General features: G+C 67.2%; 16 protein-coding genes. 6 read left to right on the top strand and 10 right to left on the bottom strand.

Annotated elements, in window-relative coordinates; all coding sequences use genetic code 11:
- The first annotated feature begins 4 nt into the window (after positions 1-4).
- Positions 5-784, top strand: coding sequence for an SDR family NAD(P)-dependent oxidoreductase (locus ACR2MZ_RS12855; protein WP_434005435.1), 780 nt, complete (start codon positions 5-7; stop codon positions 782-784).
- Here ACR2MZ_RS12855 and ACR2MZ_RS12850 read toward each other — a convergent pair.
- Positions 781-2,652, bottom strand: a complete 1,872-nt coding sequence (locus tag ACR2MZ_RS12850) for an APC family permease (RefSeq protein ID WP_434005434.1) — start codon at positions 2,650-2,652, stop codon at positions 781-783. The genes ACR2MZ_RS12855 and ACR2MZ_RS12850 overlap by 4 nt on opposite strands.
- Before the next feature lie 91 nt (positions 2,653-2,743).
- Between ACR2MZ_RS12850 and ACR2MZ_RS12845 the strand changes: the two genes are divergently transcribed.
- Positions 2,744-3,781 (top strand): hypothetical protein, encoded by a 1,038-nt coding sequence (locus tag ACR2MZ_RS12845; RefSeq protein ID WP_434005433.1) that lies wholly within the window; start codon positions 2,744-2,746, stop codon positions 3,779-3,781.
- A gap of 21 nt (positions 3,782-3,802) precedes the next feature.
- On the opposite strand, the gene ACR2MZ_RS12840 is transcribed toward ACR2MZ_RS12845, so the two are convergent.
- Both ACR2MZ_RS12840 and ACR2MZ_RS12835 read right to left on the bottom strand, forming a co-directional pair.
- Positions 3,803-4,492, bottom strand: a complete 690-nt coding sequence (locus ACR2MZ_RS12840) for a hypothetical protein (RefSeq protein WP_434005432.1) — start codon at positions 4,490-4,492, stop codon at positions 3,803-3,805.
- A gap of 52 nt (positions 4,493-4,544) precedes the next feature.
- Positions 4,545-5,315, bottom strand: a complete 771-nt coding sequence (locus ACR2MZ_RS12835) for a VOC family protein (RefSeq protein WP_434005431.1) — start codon at positions 5,313-5,315, stop codon at positions 4,545-4,547.
- Positions 5,316-5,524: 209 nt separating this feature from the next.
- Between ACR2MZ_RS12835 and ACR2MZ_RS12830 the strand changes: the two genes are divergently transcribed.
- From ACR2MZ_RS12830 to ACR2MZ_RS12815, 4 genes are all read left to right on the top strand, one after another.
- Positions 5,525-6,805 (top strand): MFS transporter, encoded by a 1,281-nt coding sequence (locus ACR2MZ_RS12830; RefSeq protein WP_434005430.1) that lies wholly within the window; start codon positions 5,525-5,527, stop codon positions 6,803-6,805.
- On the top strand, positions 6,806-7,960 hold the full coding sequence (locus tag ACR2MZ_RS12825; RefSeq protein ID WP_434005429.1) for a copper resistance CopC/CopD family protein: 1,155 nt from the start codon (positions 6,806-6,808) through the stop codon (positions 7,958-7,960).
- 72 nt (positions 7,961-8,032) lie between these two features.
- Complete coding sequence (dhaM, locus tag ACR2MZ_RS12820; RefSeq protein ID WP_434005477.1) at positions 8,033-8,413, top strand: dihydroxyacetone kinase phosphoryl donor subunit DhaM; 381 nt, start codon at positions 8,033-8,035, stop codon at positions 8,411-8,413.
- Positions 8,397-8,666: an HPr family phosphocarrier protein gene (locus ACR2MZ_RS12815; protein WP_434005428.1), complete on the top strand. Its 270-nt coding sequence runs from the start codon at positions 8,397-8,399 to the stop codon at positions 8,664-8,666. Before dhaM ends, ACR2MZ_RS12815 begins: the two co-directional genes overlap by 17 nt.
- On the opposite strand, the gene ACR2MZ_RS12810 is transcribed toward ACR2MZ_RS12815, so the two are convergent.
- The 7 genes from ACR2MZ_RS12810 to ACR2MZ_RS12780 form a co-directional block, all read right to left on the bottom strand.
- Positions 8,625-10,259, bottom strand: a complete 1,635-nt coding sequence (locus ACR2MZ_RS12810; protein ID WP_434005427.1) for a putative PEP-binding protein — start codon at positions 10,257-10,259, stop codon at positions 8,625-8,627. The genes ACR2MZ_RS12815 and ACR2MZ_RS12810 overlap by 42 nt on opposite strands.
- Entirely contained in the window at positions 10,259-10,864 is a 606-nt protein-coding gene (gene dhaL / locus ACR2MZ_RS12805; RefSeq protein ID WP_434005426.1) for a dihydroxyacetone kinase subunit DhaL, read from the bottom strand. Before dhaL ends, ACR2MZ_RS12810 begins: the two co-directional genes overlap by 1 nt.
- 42 nt (positions 10,865-10,906) lie before the next feature.
- Entirely contained in the window at positions 10,907-11,908 is a 1,002-nt protein-coding gene (dhaK, locus tag ACR2MZ_RS12800) for a dihydroxyacetone kinase subunit DhaK (RefSeq protein WP_434005476.1), read from the bottom strand.
- Between the two features lie 175 nt (positions 11,909-12,083).
- Positions 12,084-12,461 (bottom strand): ACT domain-containing protein, encoded by a 378-nt coding sequence (locus ACR2MZ_RS12795; protein WP_434005425.1) that lies wholly within the window; start codon positions 12,459-12,461, stop codon positions 12,084-12,086.
- 171 nt (positions 12,462-12,632) lie between these two features.
- Positions 12,633-14,246 (bottom strand): ABC transporter permease subunit, encoded by a 1,614-nt coding sequence (locus ACR2MZ_RS12790; protein ID WP_434005424.1) that lies wholly within the window; start codon positions 14,244-14,246, stop codon positions 12,633-12,635.
- Entirely contained in the window at positions 14,240-15,154 is a 915-nt protein-coding gene (locus ACR2MZ_RS12785) for an ABC transporter ATP-binding protein (RefSeq protein ID WP_434005423.1), read from the bottom strand. Before ACR2MZ_RS12785 ends, ACR2MZ_RS12790 begins: the two co-directional genes overlap by 7 nt.
- Positions 15,151-15,636, bottom strand: a complete 486-nt coding sequence (locus tag ACR2MZ_RS12780; protein ID WP_434005422.1) for a GbsR/MarR family transcriptional regulator — start codon at positions 15,634-15,636, stop codon at positions 15,151-15,153. Before ACR2MZ_RS12780 ends, ACR2MZ_RS12785 begins: the two co-directional genes overlap by 4 nt.
- Between the last annotated feature and the right edge of the window lie 329 nt (positions 15,637-15,965).

Genomic DNA, 15,965 nt, shown 5'->3' with positions numbered 1-15,965 from the left:
CGAGTTGGCGGGTTTGGAGGGAAAGGTGGCGATCGTCACCGGCGCCGGCCGAGGGATCGGCAAGGGTATCGCCCGGCGGTTGGCCCGGGAGGGCTGCCGGCTGGTCCTGACGGCGCTGGAGCAGAACGAGGTCGAAGCTGTCGCCGACGAGCTTCGCCAGGGTGGCGCCGAGGTGGTGACCGTGGCGGGCGATATCGGTCTCGCCGAGACCGCTGACAGGCTTCTCGAGACAGCACTCAACAGCTATGGAACGCTCGACATCCTGGTCAACAACGCCGGCTGGGCGACCCCCGTCTGCTACTTCCTCGACATGGACGAGGAGCATTGGGACAAAGTGATCAGGACCAACCTGAAGAGTGTCTACCTCACCACCTTGCGAGTCGCTCGCCACATGGCTCGGGCCGGTGTGCGCGGCAGCATAGTGAACATGAGCTCCTGGGGCGGCACTCGGGCGCATCGCCAGATGGCGGCCTACGACGCCTCGAAGGGCGGAATCGAAGCTTTCACCCGCACCACGGCCCTCGATCTCGGGCCGCTGGGAATCCGGGTCAACGCCGTGGCTCCCAGCATTGTGCAGACTGAGAGCTACAGTCCAAAGGGCGAACTCTCGCCGCTCGGCCGGCCAGGCCAGCCCGCGGACATCGCTGCGGCTGTGGCCTTCCTCGCCTCCGACGACGCTTCCTACATCACGGGCCAGGTGATCCAGGTCGACGGGGGCATGGGTGCCCAGGGCCGCCCGCCAGCGCTGGACCACCAGCCGCCCGAAAGGTCCCAGCCAGGCTAGAACTCCAGCTCGCCGGGAGGTGGTGGGATCCGGTGTGATTCGCCCCGGCCGCGGTAGAGCAGGTAAGCCGACAGGCCGATGACCAAGAGGACGCCGGGTGACCAGCCCAGGCCGGGCCCGAAGGGGTCGTAGGGCGAGAGATCAAAGGCGAGCGCAAGCACGGCGAAAACCGCTGCGATCGCGAGCACCAGCCCCCGATAGGCGGTCCTGCCCAGTCTGTGGCTGTCCGGATCGAAGTAGCGAAGCCTGTGGTGAGTGCCCAGCGGCAGCTGCCCGCTGCTGTCGTGCACGCGCACGTGACGATGACCGACGTGGACGCGCTCGATCGGGCGGGGAGCGGCGGCGAGCGCTACGAAAGCCACCCGCCGGGCAGCCCTCGGCGGAGAAGCGAGCGGTTCCCAAATCGACCGCTGGTGGACCCTTTGGTAGGCCACATAGCTCAGTCCGCCAGCCAGCAGCCAGCCGACATAGATGAAGGTCGAGTTGCTCACGTTCTCCAGCAGCAGCTGGGTGAAGACCGACCCGATGGCAACCGCTCCCAGGATCGAAAGCACGGGGATGCTGGAGCGACCAAACGGGATGTTGAAGGGCATCCGGTAGGGACGGCGGAGGAACGGCTCGACGAAGCGGAGGCGCATCACCGCCAGGTGCGCCACCGCAAAGGCGAAGGTGGCGGCCAGCGAGTAGACGGCGGCCATGAGGTCGATCTGCGCCGGCAGGATGAGCAGGGCGGCCGCGACGCCGAAGACGATGACTGAGACGTAGGGGGTCTTGAAGCGCGTGTGCAGCTTGCCGAAGGCTGAGGGAAACATCTCGTTGGTGGCCAGCGAGTAGCTCAGTCGCGAGATGCCTATCAGGCCCGCGTTGGTGGCGATGACCAGAATCGTGAAGGCCAGGATGGCCACCCAGATGCCTGCCCAGAAAGCCAGCGCGTGAGGTTGGAAGAAGGTGACTATGCCTGCCACCGGATCACCTTTCCAGGTGGTCGCCAGCTCGGTGCTGAAGGCTCCGTGAGCGTCCATGTGCACTGGGAAGACGCTCATGCCGATGGTTGGTAGGAAGGCGGAGACGAAGAGGACGGCGACGATGACCGCATAGGTCGCCCGCGGCACTGCGTGGCTGGGGTTTTTCGCCTCCTCCGACATGTTGGAGATGGTCTCGATCCCTGTGTAGGTGACCATGGCGATGGAGATGCTGGACAGGAAGTGGCCCCAGGTTGGCGCGACTCCCCAGTGGATGTTGTGGATGACAGTGGAGAGGTTCAAGAGCAGCACCACGCCCAGAATTACGAGGACCAGCTGCGTCCCCAGATCCAGCAGGGAAAGAATCAGGTTCATCAAGCTCGATTCCTGAATACCTATGACATTCACGACCACCAAGCAGCCGGTCAGAGCCACGGCGGCCAGCGAGTGCCAGGTGGGGTCACTGATGTGCTTGAAGAACGCCAGGTACTGGCCGAAGACGCCGAGGTAGCCGATGGCGAAGTAGGAGGAGATGGCCACTGTGGCCGTGTAGTTGAGGAGCTGGATCCAGCCGACGATGAAGCCCACAGGCGTGTTGAAAGCGCGCCGGGCAAAGCTGGAGGAACCGCCGGCGTGAGGAATCGCTGTGGTGCCTTCCGCGTAGTTGAGGGCTGTCGTGACGAAGATGAAACCGGCCAAGATCAGCGCCAGGGGCGTCAGGCCGAGCGCGAAGGCGGCGGTGACGCCAAGGCCGTAGTAGATGCTGGAGCCGACGTTGCCGTAGCAGGCGGAGAAGAGGGCCGGGGCGCCGAGGGTGCGGGGCAGCTTCGAGCGCCGGGAACGCACATGGAAACGCAGGTCTCCGGGCGTGCTGCCGTGCTGCTGGACGGTTACCTCTTTGTCCAAAGCCTCACCTCACTTGCGCTGAAGGTACAGCCTAGAGGCGCCCGGCGCCGGCCCGGCGTCGGGCCTCTGACGCCGCTACCCTAGAGAGCCGATGTCGGCTCGGCTTGCTGTGCTGCTCTCCGTCCTGGCCGTCTGCCTGAGCGCCTGCGCACTGCCCGGCCTGCCGATCGGGCAGCACAAACCGACGCCCGTGCCCGACAAACCCGCCTCGCAGTACTTCACTGAAGCCATCAACGGCTACGACAGGGCCAAGGGGATCCGGCTGACTGAAGTTGTCGGCCACACGGCTGCCTTCGGCAACGTCACCGGCGGCAGCATCGACCTGCAGGGCCAGGGTTTCCACGCGACGCTCACCGCTGACAACGGACCCATCGAACTCATCTCCAGCACCGGCAGCCCGGTTTTCGTCAAGGCAAGTGCGGGCTACTGGCGGCAGGCCGGCCACGCCCCTGAGGCCAAGGTCCTGAACGGTTACTGGACCAAGCTGGTCACCGGCAGCGAGGCGGGCGCTTTCAAGTCCTTGCTGCCCCACGAATTTGCCAGTGAATACAGACTGCGACCCAAGAATCTGAGCAAGGGCAAGGTCACCAGCGTGCCCGGCACCCAGGTGAAGGCGCTTCCGCTCAGCGCACCCCAGCCGGGCACGCTATACGTCACGCAAACCAGCCCTGCTCGGTTGGTGCGGGTGGAGAAGCTTGCGACGGTTGACTGGGAAACCTTCACTGCATCAGTCGCCTACGACGATTCCATCACCTTCCAGGATCCCAGCACCGACGTACTGGATCCCAGCGACCCGGCCACCCTGCCCGCTCGCTACGTGAGTTCGGGTAGAGCCGCGCTGCCCCAGTGCAGCAGCAGCAACGCCACCTGTCGGGAGGGCTTCAACCTGACGAACCAGAATGGACCCCAGCGGGCGGGAACCAAGTCCACGCTGAAGATCCACTTTCAGGGGAGCGGGAATGACGAAATCGCCTCCTGCCTCGCGGACGTCTCGCCGGTTGGCAACGGTCAGAGCACAACCGCCTCGTGCGAGATACCGACGGGAGTTCTGGTCGGCTACCTGAACGCCCACACCACGACCCAGTACCTCATAAAGCCCGAGGTCCACAACGCCATCTGGGACGACTGAGTAGGGTCGTCGCGTGGTCTGTCAGCTGAGGATGTTCACGGCCCTGGCGCCGACCAACGCGACAGTGATCAGCGAAGCCAGCGCTTGGATTCCCATCAGGCTCTTGACGCGCTGCGAGAGCGGCATGGTGTCGGTGGGACTGAAGGCGGTGGCGTTGGTGAGAGAGACGTACATGTAGTCGAGGAAAGCCGGCCGCCAACCCTTACCGGTCACCTCGGGGTTGATCATTTGGGGATAGAGGAATTCGGGCGGCTGCAGGACCTCACGGGTCCGCGCGCCCGGCCCGCCCCGATCGATCTCCCAGTACCAGAGACCGAAGATGATGACGTTGGTCAGCCAGATCAGAATCGAGGAAAGGATCAGCTCCTGACCGGCAGCTTTCCCCCCGTGGATCAAGTAGTACGCGAGCTGGATGAGGGAGTAGAGGTTGGCCAGGCTGATCACGGCGGTGAGCGTCAGCGAAAGCAGGCGGGCGAGAGCCGACTCGCGGTGATGCCTGTAGCGGGATCCGATCAGCAGGGGCAGGAGCAGGACACCTTCCAGCACCGGTATGAGCCAACGCGGGCCGTAGACAAGTTTCTCCGGCAGCGCCAGCTGCAGGGCGAGCGCCACGACGACCGCCACGGCTGCCGGCCAGGTTGGCTCCCGGTGGTATTCAGGCGCCGCGTCCGCCTTCACCGCGTCTGCTCTCTCGCCGGCGCGTGACGTCACAGCCGGAACCTACAGGATCGGCGGCACCGGATGGCGCCGAAGGGCGACCAGCCTACCGGGTGAGTTGAATCACGGCGCAGGCAGCTCCTTGCGGATCCTGGAAGAGTGCGAAGCGGCCGGTGCCAGGGATGTCGGTGGGCGGGACCATCACCTGGCCGCCGAGCTCGGAAACCCTGCCACTGCTGGCGTCGCAGTCGCTGACCGCTACGTAGATCAGCCAGTATGCGGGCACCTCGGCCGGCACGCCTGCGGGCATCGGAAAGCAGCCGCCAACCTGGCTCTCGCCCCGCTTCCACTCAATGTAGACCCCATCCCCGTAAGAGCCTTCGTGATGGCCCCAGCCGAAGACCTGGGGATAGAATCGCACGGCTCCACGCCAGTCGCGCGTCTGCAGCTCGTGCCAGCCAATAGTCCCCGGCTTGCCGCTCACATCGGTGCCGGCCATCCGGAAGGGCTGCCAGAGCCCGAAAAATGCTCCCTCCGGATCGTGGCAAACGGCCGTCCGGCCCTGGTCCAGGACGTCAAACGGTGGCACAACCACGCTGCCGCCCGCCGCCTGAACCTTCTGGACCGTGGCCTCAGCGTCCTGGGTCCCCACGTATACCGACCAGGCGGTGGGCTGGCCGGCCCCGGCCTGGCCGTAGCCCGCCACGGTGTCCCCATCTTTCTGAAAGAAGCCGTAGCCACCGGCAGCCGGATCAGGGCTGGTTGCGGCGGACCAGCCGAAGAGCTCCCCGTAGAACCGCTGGGCGGCCGGCAGATCGGGGCAGGCCAGATCGGCCCAGATGAATGTGTTGGCGCGCTCGGCGCTGAGCTCAGGCATGGCTTCCTCCAAAACTGATGCCCGCAAGCTACCTGACGAGCCTAACAGCCCCAGCCGCCTGGGAACAAGGGTGTCTGGCGTCCTGGTTGTGAACGCGCAGTGACTCCTGGAGGTGCGCGACACGGGACGGCATTGAGTGCGACCATCCCTGCCCATGAAGCAGGCAGCCTGAGCATGGCCCGGGTCACGCGCCTCAGTGCTCAGCCCTGATGAGGCGGATCCACTACGCATGGGCGATCGCGGCAGTCACCTTCATCGCCCTGATGGGCGCAGCCGGCTTCCGCTCCACTCCTGGGGTTCTGATAGTGCCCCTGGAGACCGAGTTCGGCTGGAACCGTGCGCTCATCGCCGGCGCCGTCTCGATCAACCTCATCCTCTTCGGCCTCACGGGGCCCTTCGCGGCCGCCCTGATGGAGCGCTTTGGAATGCGCAAAGTGGTGGTCGCCGCCCTCGCCCTGGTGGCGACGGGCTCACTGCTGACGGTTTCCATGACGGCGCCCTGGCAGCTCTATCTGCTCTGGGGCGTGGTGGTGGGGCTGGGCACAGGAACCATCGCCTCGGTGCTGGCCGCAACAGTCGCCAGCCGCTGGTTCGTAAAGCGGCGCGGTCTGGTGCTGGGCGCGCTGACAGCGGCCGGGGCAACCGGGCAGCTGATCTTCCTCCCGTTCCTGGGCTGGCTTGCGCAGAATGTCGGGTGGAGATGGTCAGCGATCACCGTCGGCATTGCCGCCTTCGCGGTGGTCCCGCTGGTTGCGCTGGTCCTTCGCAACCGGCCGGCGGACATGGGTCTCCTGCCCTACGGGGGGACGGAAGCGGAACCAGTCGGGCCGGCGGTCAGCGGCGGCCCCATCCGGAACGCCATCCGCGGTCTGCGGCTCGGTGTGCGTTCGCGCGATTTCTGGCTGCTGGCGGCGAGCTTCTTCATCTGCGGGGCTTCCACGAACGGTTTGATCGGCACCCACCTCATCCCTGCCTCCATGGACCATGGACTCGCCGAGGTAACAGCTGCGAGCCTCCTGGCCGTCATCGGCGTCTTCGACGTGGTGGGCACGCTGGCCTCCGGTTACCTGACAGACCGCTTTGATTCGCGCAGGCTGCTCTTCTGCTACTACGCGCTGCGCGGGCTCTCCCTTCTCTTCCTCCCTTACGCTTTCGGGTCGCGGTACTTCGGCCTGGTCCTGTTCATAGTCTTCTACGGGCTGGATTGGGTGGCCACTGTGCCGCCCACCGTCCAGCTGGCTCGGCGCGTCTTCGGGCCGCGTGACATGCCGGTCGTTTACGGCTGGATCTTCGCCTCGCACCAACTCGGCGCTGCCTCGGCAGCATTCGCCGCCGGGGCGGTCAGAACGTTCTTCGGCGATTATCAGCTGGCCTTCATGTCATCAGGTCTTCTCTGCCTGGTGGCGGCAGGCCTGGTGCTGCGGGTCTCGCGAAGCAGGGTGGAGCCGAAAGGCCTGCCGGCGCCAATCGAGCAGCCGGCCTTCTCCTGAGTGTCCTGGCGCGGGACACTGAACTGGTCGCGCCGGCTGCTGGTCGCTGCCGTGGCCGCCACGTGTGCTCTCGCGCCTCTTCCCGTCCTCGCCCACGCCCAGCTGACTGGCAACTATCCAGCCCCCGGGGCACTGCTCAGCAGCCCACCTGCCGAAGTGACTGTGAGCTTCAGCGAGACTGTTTCGCCGGCAGGGCACGGAATCCACGTTTACGCGCCATCGGGCAAAGAGGTGGGCGGCCAGGCTTGGCCCCAAGGCTTCCAGCTCATCGCGCCCGTCGAGGCGAGCGAGCCTGGCACTTACGTCGTGAGCTGGCAGGTGCTGGCTGCAGATACTCATCCCTCCCGGGGTGCTTTCGCTTTCAGCGTGATCAAGACCAGCGGGAACCGCTACCTGGGCCTGCTGAGTGGGGCAGAGGTGGGCACGACCACCCCGCTCGGCCTCGCGCTGCAGACGCTCGCGCGCTGGCTTCACTTCGCCGGCTACGCTCTCGCCTTCGGCGGAGCCGCCTATCTCGCGCTGATGAGAAGGGAGCGGCGCCTCTGGCGCTTGGTGCTGGTGGGTGTCGCGCTGCTGCTGGCCGCCGAGCCAGTGGGTCTGCTCGCCCAGTTGGTGAGCCTCTCGCTGGACACTGACACCGCCCTCTCAGTCCTCGGCTCAGGCTTCGGGCGGCTCCTGGCGCTCCGTGTCGGCGGCGCGCTGCTGCTCTGGTCGCTGCTGGCGGTGGAATCGCCCTGGCCGATTCTGCCTCTGGGCGCAGTGATGGCGCTGATCGATGGCACTACCGACCATGCCCTGTCAGGGCAGCCCATTGTTGGTCAGACCCTCGACGCCATCCACGTCGCAGCCATGTCGCTGTGGGCCGGCGGACTGGTTGCCTTTCTCCTCGCGCCCGATCGCCGCTTCGGCCGGGTCGCCGTGCCAGCCGCCGGCATGGCTGTCGCGAGCGGGCTCCTGCTGGCTTACTTCCACGACGCCCTGCCGCTGGTGAGGTTCCTGCCCAGCAATTACGGCTGGGCGGTGGTTCTCAAGATGACAGCAGTCGCCGGGGCGGCGGCGGTTGCCGCGTTTCGCCGCCGTCGCCTGGAAGCGGGTTTGGTCGCCGCCGCGTTGCTGGCAGCAGCCCTGGTGGTGTCGCTACCTCCAGCCCAATGACCGCCTGAAGTGGTGTTCGCGCTGTAGACTGCCGGTCGCTGCAGCTACCCGGTCTGGGAGTACGAAACTTTGGTGGGCATAGTCCTGGTCTCACACAGCTTTGAGCTGGCCCGCGGGCTGGCCGACCTGGCCGCCCAGGTGGCCGGTCCTGACGTTCGAATCGAGGCCGCGGGCGGAGGTCCCGAGGGCAGCCTCGGCACCAGCGGGGATGCGGTGCAGGCGGCGATCGACCGGGCTGAGGCCGGCGACGGAGTGGTTGTGCTGGCCGACCTGGGCAGCTCCATCCTGACAGTGAGGCACCTCCTGGAAGACGCGGCGAACGGACAGGTGCGGCTGGCCGACGCACCTCTGGTGGAGGGCGCTGTCGCTGCGGCGGTCATCTCCTCCACGAGCCAGCCGTTGGAAGTCGTGCTGCAGGCGGCGGAGGAGGCGCGGGGTGCCCGCAAGCTCTGAGCTCGAAGTCACGCTCCCGGCGAGCGTCGCGCTGCACGCCCGGCCGGCAGGCCTTTTCGTCAAGACAGCCATGCGCTTCCAGTCCAGCCTTCGGGTCGAGGCGGGAGCGAAGGCAGCCGACGCCAAGAGCATCCTGGCGGTGCTCGCGCTCGGCGCGACGGGCGGTACGCCTTTGCGACTCAGCGCGGAAGGTCCAGACGCCGCGCCGGCTTTAGAGGCTCTCGCCGCCTGCGTGGCCGGTCTGGCCGAGTAAGTACTGCTGGGCCGACTCCTGGCAGGCAGCGAAGTTCAGACTTCGCAGCGCCTCTCGAACCTCGCCAACTCTGGCCGCGCCCACGCTCAGCTCATCAGCGCCGAGTCCCACCAGCACGGGCATGGCGCCGGCGTCCGAGGCTGCCTCGCCGCAGACCTCGATTGGGATGCCGGCTCCCCGCCCCGCCTGCATGGTGGCATCGATGAGCCGCAAGACTGCTGGGTGAGTGGCCGGCGAAGTGCCTGAGCTTTCCCTGTCGAGCCCCAGGGCCAGCTGGGTCAGGTCGTTCGTGCCCAGGCTCAGGAAGTCCAGCTGACTGGCGAATTCAAGCGCGCGGTGGGCCGCCTCGGGCGTCTCGATCATGGCCCCCAGTGCTGGCGGTCGCCGATCACCGAGCACCGCGCCGAGCGCCTGGCGGACCGCGAGTACCTGTTCGACACGCGTGACCATGGGGACCAGGATTCGCAGCTCGACCGCTTGGGCAGCTCGAAGGATTGCCTCCAGCTGGTCGCGGAGGGCCGCCGGGTTCTCGAGCAGCAGCTCAACGCCGCGGCCCTTGGCGCCGGTCAGGAAGGGCGGCGTCTTATCGCCCCCGAAGTCGAAGAGCCGGACAGTGGCGACACGATCCTGCAGGCTTGCCAACAGCGGCGCGAGGAAGCGAAAGCTCGTTTCAATGTCAGGCCAGGCTTGGGCTGCCAGAAAGAGAAGTTCAGTCCGCAACAGCCCCACGCCCTCGGCGCCCTGTTCCAGGGCTTCGCGCACCTCGGCGAGGCTGGAGGCGTTGGCCAGTACTTTGACCCGGCGCCCGTCCAGCGTGACTGCCGGCTCCAGACGCCGGGCGACCGCTGTGGCGCGAGCCTGGTTTCGCCGCTCCCGCTCCGAGCGGGCTTGAGAGAGGCGCTCCGGATCCGGGTGGCGGACAAGCCGGCCCAGGCTGCCGTCGACAACTATCGTTTCGCCCTCCACCAAATCCAGCACCTCCGGCCCGAGTCCGACCACCATGGGCAGGCCGAGAGAACGCGCCACGATGGCCGCATGGGCAGTCACCCCGCCACCGGCGAGAGCCACTCCCTGGACCTGGGGACCAAGCTCGGCGACATCGGCGGGACCGAGGCCGGCCGCGACCAGCACCCCGGCCGCTCGCTCGTCGGTGCCGCCGGCAGCGATGGTGGCCGCCCGCCGGCCGAGGCTGCGGACGTCGTCAGCGCGTTCGGCAAGCATCGGGTCGGGCAGCGCTGCCAGCTGGGCCGCGGCCGCCTCCGCGGCCTGGCTGATGGCCGACGTTGCGGTCAGGCCTCCTTTCAGGACGAGCTCCCAAACTGCTGCTTCCAGGCCAGGGTCGTGAGCCATCAAGGCGCCGGTTTCCACGATCTCCGCTTCGGCGGCCCGTCCCTCCTGGCGCAGGTCGCCGGCAATTCGCTCCAGCTGAGCGGCAGCAGCCGCCAACGCCTGCTGGGCACCGTCAAGCTGTGATTGGCGGCCCTCGGGGGGAACTGTCACTCGATCATCGGCGCCACTCGCAGCCAGCAGGACTGCCGGCCCTGCCGCCAGCCCAGGAGCGGCAGCGAACCCGGTGAGGGTCCGCTCTGGCATCAGGAGCCGGCCGCTACAGCCCTTTCCAGGGCACGCAGGATGAGAGCTGTCGAGGTGGCGCCAGGGTCCTGATGGCCGATCGACCGCTCGCCCAGGTAGGACGCGCGGCCCTTTCGTGCCTGCAGAGGAATAGTCGCTTCCATGCCCGCCTCAGCGGCTGCGGCCGCCGAGGCCAGCGCGGCCGCAGGCTGCGCTCCGGCAGCAACCTCGCCGCGCAGCTTCTCGACGGCCGGCTCCAAGGCATCGACCATCGTCTTGTCTCCCGGCGCCGCGGCGCCGAGGTCCTTGATCGATGCCAGGGCAGCAGCCAGAACTTCCACAACCTGCTGGCCATCGAAGGTGGGCGAATCACCCAGCACCCGTCCACCGCTGCGCAGCGCCGATCCCCAGAGCGGACCGCTGGCCCCGCCGACCGTCGAGACGAGGGTCCGGCCCGCCAGGATCAGCAACCGGCCGGGCGGTGCGTCCTTCTCTCCATCCAGAGCCTCGACCACCGCCGCGAAGCCCCTGGTCACGTTGGTGCCGTGGTCGCCGTCGCCGATCGCTGAGTCAAGCTGGGTCAGATAGTCGCGCTGCGCTCGAACCGAACTCTCGATCTCGCGCATCCAGGATCTAACGGTGGCGCCATCCATCGGCTGTTCGGTCGCTCAGACTCCCCAGCGCAGGCCGGGGGTGTGAACCGGTGCGTCCCAGAGTTTGAGCAGTTCATCGTCCAGGTGGAGCACTGTCAGGGACGCTCCTGCCATCTCGAGTGAGGTGATGTAGTTCCCGATGAGGTTGCGGACGGGCTCGACGCCTGCCGCTCGGAGTTTGCGGTCCACCTCCGCATAGAGCAGATACAGCTCGATCAAGGGTGTCCCGCCCATCCCGTTGACGAAAGCCAGTACCTGGCTGCCCCGGCTCGGTTTCAGGTCGCTCATCACCGCCTCGACCATGACGTCGACCACCTCGGCGGCGGTGCCCAGCTGTGCTCGGCGCCGGCCCGGCTCCCCGTGGATGCCGATGCCCAGCTCGATCTCACCCTCGGGCAGGTCGAAGATGGGCTTGCCGGCGGCGGGCGGGATGCAGGAGGAGAGCGCCACGCCAAAGGAGCGCGCCCTCTCGTTCACGCGCTTCACGGTGTCACTGACAGTGGCCAGATCAGCACCGCTCTCGGCCGCGGCGCCTGCGATCTTCTCAGCCAGGACGGTGGCGCCGACGCCGCGCCGGCCGGCAGTGTAGAGCGAGTCCTGCACCGCCACATCGTCGTCGATGACTATCGCTGAGACCTTGATGCCGTCGTCGGCGGCGTCTTCCGCGGCCATCTTGAAGTTCATCACGTCGCCCGTGTAGTTCTTCACTATGTGGACGACGCCGGCCCCGCCGTCCACTGCCTTGGTGGCTGCGAGCATCTGGTCAGGTACCGGTGAGGTGAAGACCTCACCCGGGCAGGCGGCGTCGAGCATGCCGAGCCCGACGAAGCCGCCGTGAAGGGGCTCGTGCCCGGAGCCGCCACCTGAAATCAAAGCCACCTTGCCCTGCTTGGGGGCGTCCTTGCGGACGACTATCTGGGCGGCCGAGTCGTAGCGCAGCAGGTTGGGGTGCGCGGCAGCCAGTCCTGCCAGTGACTCCTTCACCACGTTGGCCGGATCGTTCATGAACTTGCGCATCTTCGTTTCCACCGCCATGTGCCTCGCTCCTCTCAGCTAACTCGACCTGGGCAATCTCTTGCCTCATCGAACATTTACCTGCGGCCAGACTCGCCGCCAACATTCCCCGTCTGACTAGCGTTCGCCCCTGACGCCGCTCTTGTCAAGGGTGCCCACTGGAGGTCCCGCCGGTCGGCTACACCAGGGAGCGCAGGGTTCCCTCGTCGTCGGCCGAGAGCAGGAGCCGATTGTTCGTGGCGAGGTGAGTGAGAGAGAGGTTCACGCCTGCGCCAGCGAGTCGCTGCGTCAGCTCAGCCAGAGCTCCCACCCGGTCCTCCATCTGGACCACGAAAGCGTTGCGCTCGCCGGCCACCCGGTGCCCAGCGCCTTCCAGGGCGCTTCTGGCCGCCTCGCCATCGACGAATGCCAAGTGCGCCTCCGTCTGGCCGCCGACCGAATAGGCGAGCACTGCCTCGACGTTGATTCCCGCCGCGGCGATCGCGCCGGCGACGTCGGCGAGGGCTCCCGGCCTGTCCTCGAGGGATACCTGCAGAACCTTGAGCTCAGTTGCCATCGACTCCTCCCCTGGATCGCATGCGGCCGATCTAGCCCTTTCTCGGGGGAACCGGCTCGGCCGAAACTCGGCTCCAGGCCAAATGATAGTGCCCCTCGTGTCTCTGAGCCAGGGCACTCCGGGACCAACGTCCCCTAGCCGGACTCTCAGGGCCGGCCGCGCCAGCCCGATTTAGGTGACGACCTCCCGCCTCTGCATCAGCACCGTCGCCAGGCCAAAGCCGACGACGACGATGGCGAGCATCGCCCAGAGGCCAGCCCAATTCACGCCCGTCAGGAGGGGAGTCCCGTAGAGCTGGAACACAGATAGGTTGGAAAGCCAGCTCGGCCAGTTCAGGAGCGGGGCCAGCTCGTAGATCATGTAGCTGAGGAACGCGAGCGCGCCCAGCACGCCGACCACCGCCCGCGGCCACTCGGCGTCGGCGACGGCGCCGACCGCCGCGAAGGTGAGCGCGAAGGGGATTAGCAGCCACGAGGCTTGGAAGACGCCGGCGGCGTCAAGCCTGGTGCCGGAGGCGGCGGCCGCGATCCCCGTCAGCAGCGATCCGGCTGCCGCGAGCAGGGCGATCCCGAAGACCGCCGCTACCGCGCGCTCGGCGAGGACCGCCCAGCGATGCCGCGGGGTGCTAAGTTCTGCGGCCAGGATGCCCTCGGTGTCGTCAGCGCCCCAGATGGAGACAATGTGGATGGCGAAGCCGGCGAGCAGCAGCTGGGCGATGCCGAACCAGAAGGTGGCGATGAACCCGCGATAGGGATCCCCGCCGCTGCCACGAGTGAGCCAGGCGTGCATCGCCGGCAGCCCATTCAAGCTGTCGACGGTTCCCCGCGCCAGCGACACCATGAAGACCGCCAGTACTGCGACGATCGCTCCCCAGCCGAGCAGTACCGACCGCTGGCGGTAGAGGAGCCGTCCCACCGGCCAGGTCAGCAGCGGCGACGGCGCCGCTTGCCTCGCGCGGCGGGTGCTGACCCGCCGCGGAAACAGTGGACGTCGGAGATCGCGGCGGGCGAACGCGAGCGCTGACAGGACGGCGGCGGCGAGGGCGGTGGCGAGGCTGAGCACGAGGCCTACCACGTCCAGGTGCCCACCGGGAGGGAGCACGTCGGTGGCGTCGTACCACCTGAACGGCGACGCCCATGCCAGCCAGTCGAGCGAGTGCTGCGTCCGGCCGAGGACGTTGCAGATATAGAGGACCATCATCAGGGCCGCTCCACCCGCCTGCGCCCCTCGTGTGGTCGAGGCGAGCTGCGCTACCAGGTAGCAGAGGCTGAAGGAGGTGACGGCGAACAGCCAGAGCGCGAGCGTCTGACCGGCCACGGGGCCCAGACCCAGCGGATCCACCCGAGCCGCGCCCAGCAGCGCAAAGACGCCGCCCACAGCGCATGCGACCAACGACGCGGCTGCGAAGGCCGCCAGCCGCCCGGCCACCAACCGGGCGCGCGAGACGCCTTGAGCCAGCCAGCTGTCGACCAGCTGCTTCTCCTCGTCGCCGCGGACGGCTCCCGCGGCGGACGCTATCGCCCACACCATCAGGATCAGCGGCAGGCTGCCATACGACCGCCATGCCACGTAGCCGGCAAGCGTGTCCAGCCGGTGAGGAGGCGGCAGCAGGTAGCTGAGCTGGGCGGCGAGCGCGCCCATGCTGCGGGCAAAGGCGGCACGGCTGGCCGGCGTGGCGCCCGCCGCCTGCTCGAAGGCGGAGCTCTGCACGTACGTGGAGAAGGCGGCTACCAGGGAGTACCCGATCATGCCCCAGCGGTGAAGGCGAAACGCGTATCTCAGCATGGCTGAGCCACCGGCTCCTTCTCGGTTCCCGCGTAGTACACCAGGAACATCTCTTCCAAGCTCGGCTCGTGGCTGGTGAGATTCACGACGCGCGCGCGTGAGATGGCGGCCAGGAGCGGCTCGAAGCTGCCGTGCACGACGCAGCGGAGGCGCTGGTTCTGCACCGTCACCTCGTCGACGCCCTCCGCCGCCCGGATCGCCTCCACCGGCACCCCGCCGTCGAATTCCATCTCGACGCTGTGCATGCGGATCTCGTGCAGCTCTTCCAGGCTGGCGACCTTCACCAACCTGCCGCCCCTGATGATGCCCACCCGGTCGCAGACGTGCTGGACCTCCGAGAGCACGTGGGACGACAGGAAGACAGTCGCCCCGCCCTGCCGCACTTCATGCACAAGGGAGTAGAACTGCTGCTGGTTGAGCGGATCGAGGCCGCTTGTCGGCTCGTCGAGGATCAGCAGCCGAGGGCGGTTCATGAAGGCGAGCACCAGGGCGAGCTTCTTCTTGTTGCCTGTGCTGTACTCGCGGAAGCGCCGGTTCAAGTCGAGCTCCAGGCGCTCGCTGAGCTGCTTGACTTGGACCTGGTCGACGCCGCCCGCCATGGCGCCCAGGTAGGAGATGACCTCTCGGCCCCGCAGCGAACCAAATTGCGGTAGCTCGCCAGGGACGTAGCTCACGTGTCGCTTCACTTCGACCGCCTGCGACTGGCAGTCAAGCCCGAAGATCGTGGCCGAGCCTCGGGTCGGCCGCGCGAGGCCCATGAGGAGACGGATGGTGGTGGTCTTGCCGGCGCCGTTCGGCCCCAGGTAGCCGAAGACCTCGCCCTCCGCGACCTCCAGGCCGAGGTCGAACAGCCCGCGCCCGGCTCCGTAGTCCTTGGTCAGCGCATCTGTGCGGATGGCGCTCGTCATGCCTTTTTCCTGTCAGGCGTATCGCGCATCTCGCGCAGCTGTCTGAGCAGTGTCGGAACCATGTCCACGAACTCCTGGACCATGGTCGCCATCGCCGACAATCGCTCCTTGCCAACGCCGGCTGCGGCCGCCTCGGCGCCCTGCCGCAGCGTTTGGAGAAGCGCCATCAGCCCCGCGTTGCGGGCGGCGAAGATGCCCTCCAGGTCGGACAGCGCCTCGTAGAGCAGGCGCCGGCTGCCGCGTTCGCCGATCCCCCGGGCCAGCCCGAGCTGCACGAGCTGCCGGGTCGCCACGCTGACGCCGCTCTTCGCGATCTCCAGTTCACCTGCTATCTCGTCCAGGTTGGCCGGCCTCTGGTGGAGGAGGAGGTAGCCCCAGATCCGGCCGGTGTTCCGGGCGATACCCCAGCCAGTCATGAGCTGGCCCATGTCCTCGACGAAAGCATGCTGCTCAGCGGTCATGTGCAGAACTTTCTCATTCATCAGAACGTACCGATCATAGCACCTGACTCACAGAGGCGGAGACGGGCCTAGTGAAGGCGGCTCATGCGAACCCGATCCACAGTCGCCGAGACCCGGCTGAGGCGATGGCCTAGCTCTGCTCTATTTCCCAGTCGGCCGGCAGAGCAACCAAGCTGGGTCTCTCTTAAGGCGCTTATCACGAACTCAGGGGTGGTGGACCCGAGGGTGTGCGAGTTCAGCACATAGAGGACAGGTGTCTCGGGACATAGTGGACACCCAGCAACGCTGGGAGGTGCGTGATGTCTCGAGGGCGCTACTTGGTGGACGCGGTCCTGCTAGAGGGCCGGAGC

The organism is Candidatus Dormiibacter sp. (genome assembly GCF_050999135.1).
Classification (GTDB): domain Bacteria; phylum Chloroflexota; class Dormibacteria; order Dormibacterales; family Dormibacteraceae; genus Dormiibacter; species Dormiibacter spiritus.
The sequence above is the reverse complement of the archived record's forward strand: the minus strand, read 5'-3'. Positions and strand labels throughout refer to the sequence as shown.

Excerpts from the sequence above, each read along its gene's own strand:
- ACR2MZ_RS12845 (WP_434005433.1), top strand. The coding sequence starts at position 2,744 with ATGTCGGCTCGGCTTGCTGTGCTGCTCTCCGTCCTGGCCGTCTGCCTG.
- ACR2MZ_RS12835 (WP_434005431.1), bottom strand. The coding sequence starts at position 5,315 with ATGCCTGAGCTCAGCGCCGAGCGCGCCAACACATTCATCTGGGCCGAT.
- ACR2MZ_RS12830 (WP_434005430.1), top strand. The coding sequence starts at position 5,525 with ATGAGGCGGATCCACTACGCATGGGCGATCGCGGCAGTCACCTTCATC.
- ACR2MZ_RS12810 (WP_434005427.1), bottom strand. The coding sequence starts at position 10,259 with ATGCCAGAGCGGACCCTCACCGGGTTCGCTGCCGCTCCTGGGCTGGCG.
- dhaL (WP_434005426.1), bottom strand. The coding sequence starts at position 10,864 with ATGCGCGAGATCGAGAGTTCGGTTCGAGCGCAGCGCGACTATCTGACC.
- dhaK (WP_434005476.1), bottom strand. The coding sequence starts at position 11,908 with ATGCGCAAGTTCATGAACGATCCGGCCAACGTGGTGAAGGAGTCACTG.
- ACR2MZ_RS12795 (WP_434005425.1), bottom strand. The coding sequence starts at position 12,461 with ATGGCAACTGAGCTCAAGGTTCTGCAGGTATCCCTCGAGGACAGGCCG.
- ACR2MZ_RS12790 (WP_434005424.1), bottom strand. The coding sequence starts at position 14,246 with ATGCTGAGATACGCGTTTCGCCTTCACCGCTGGGGCATGATCGGGTAC.
- ACR2MZ_RS12785 (WP_434005423.1), bottom strand. The coding sequence starts at position 15,154 with ATGACGAGCGCCATCCGCACAGATGCGCTGACCAAGGACTACGGAGCC.
- ACR2MZ_RS12780 (WP_434005422.1), bottom strand. The coding sequence starts at position 15,636 with ATGAATGAGAAAGTTCTGCACATGACCGCTGAGCAGCATGCTTTCGTC.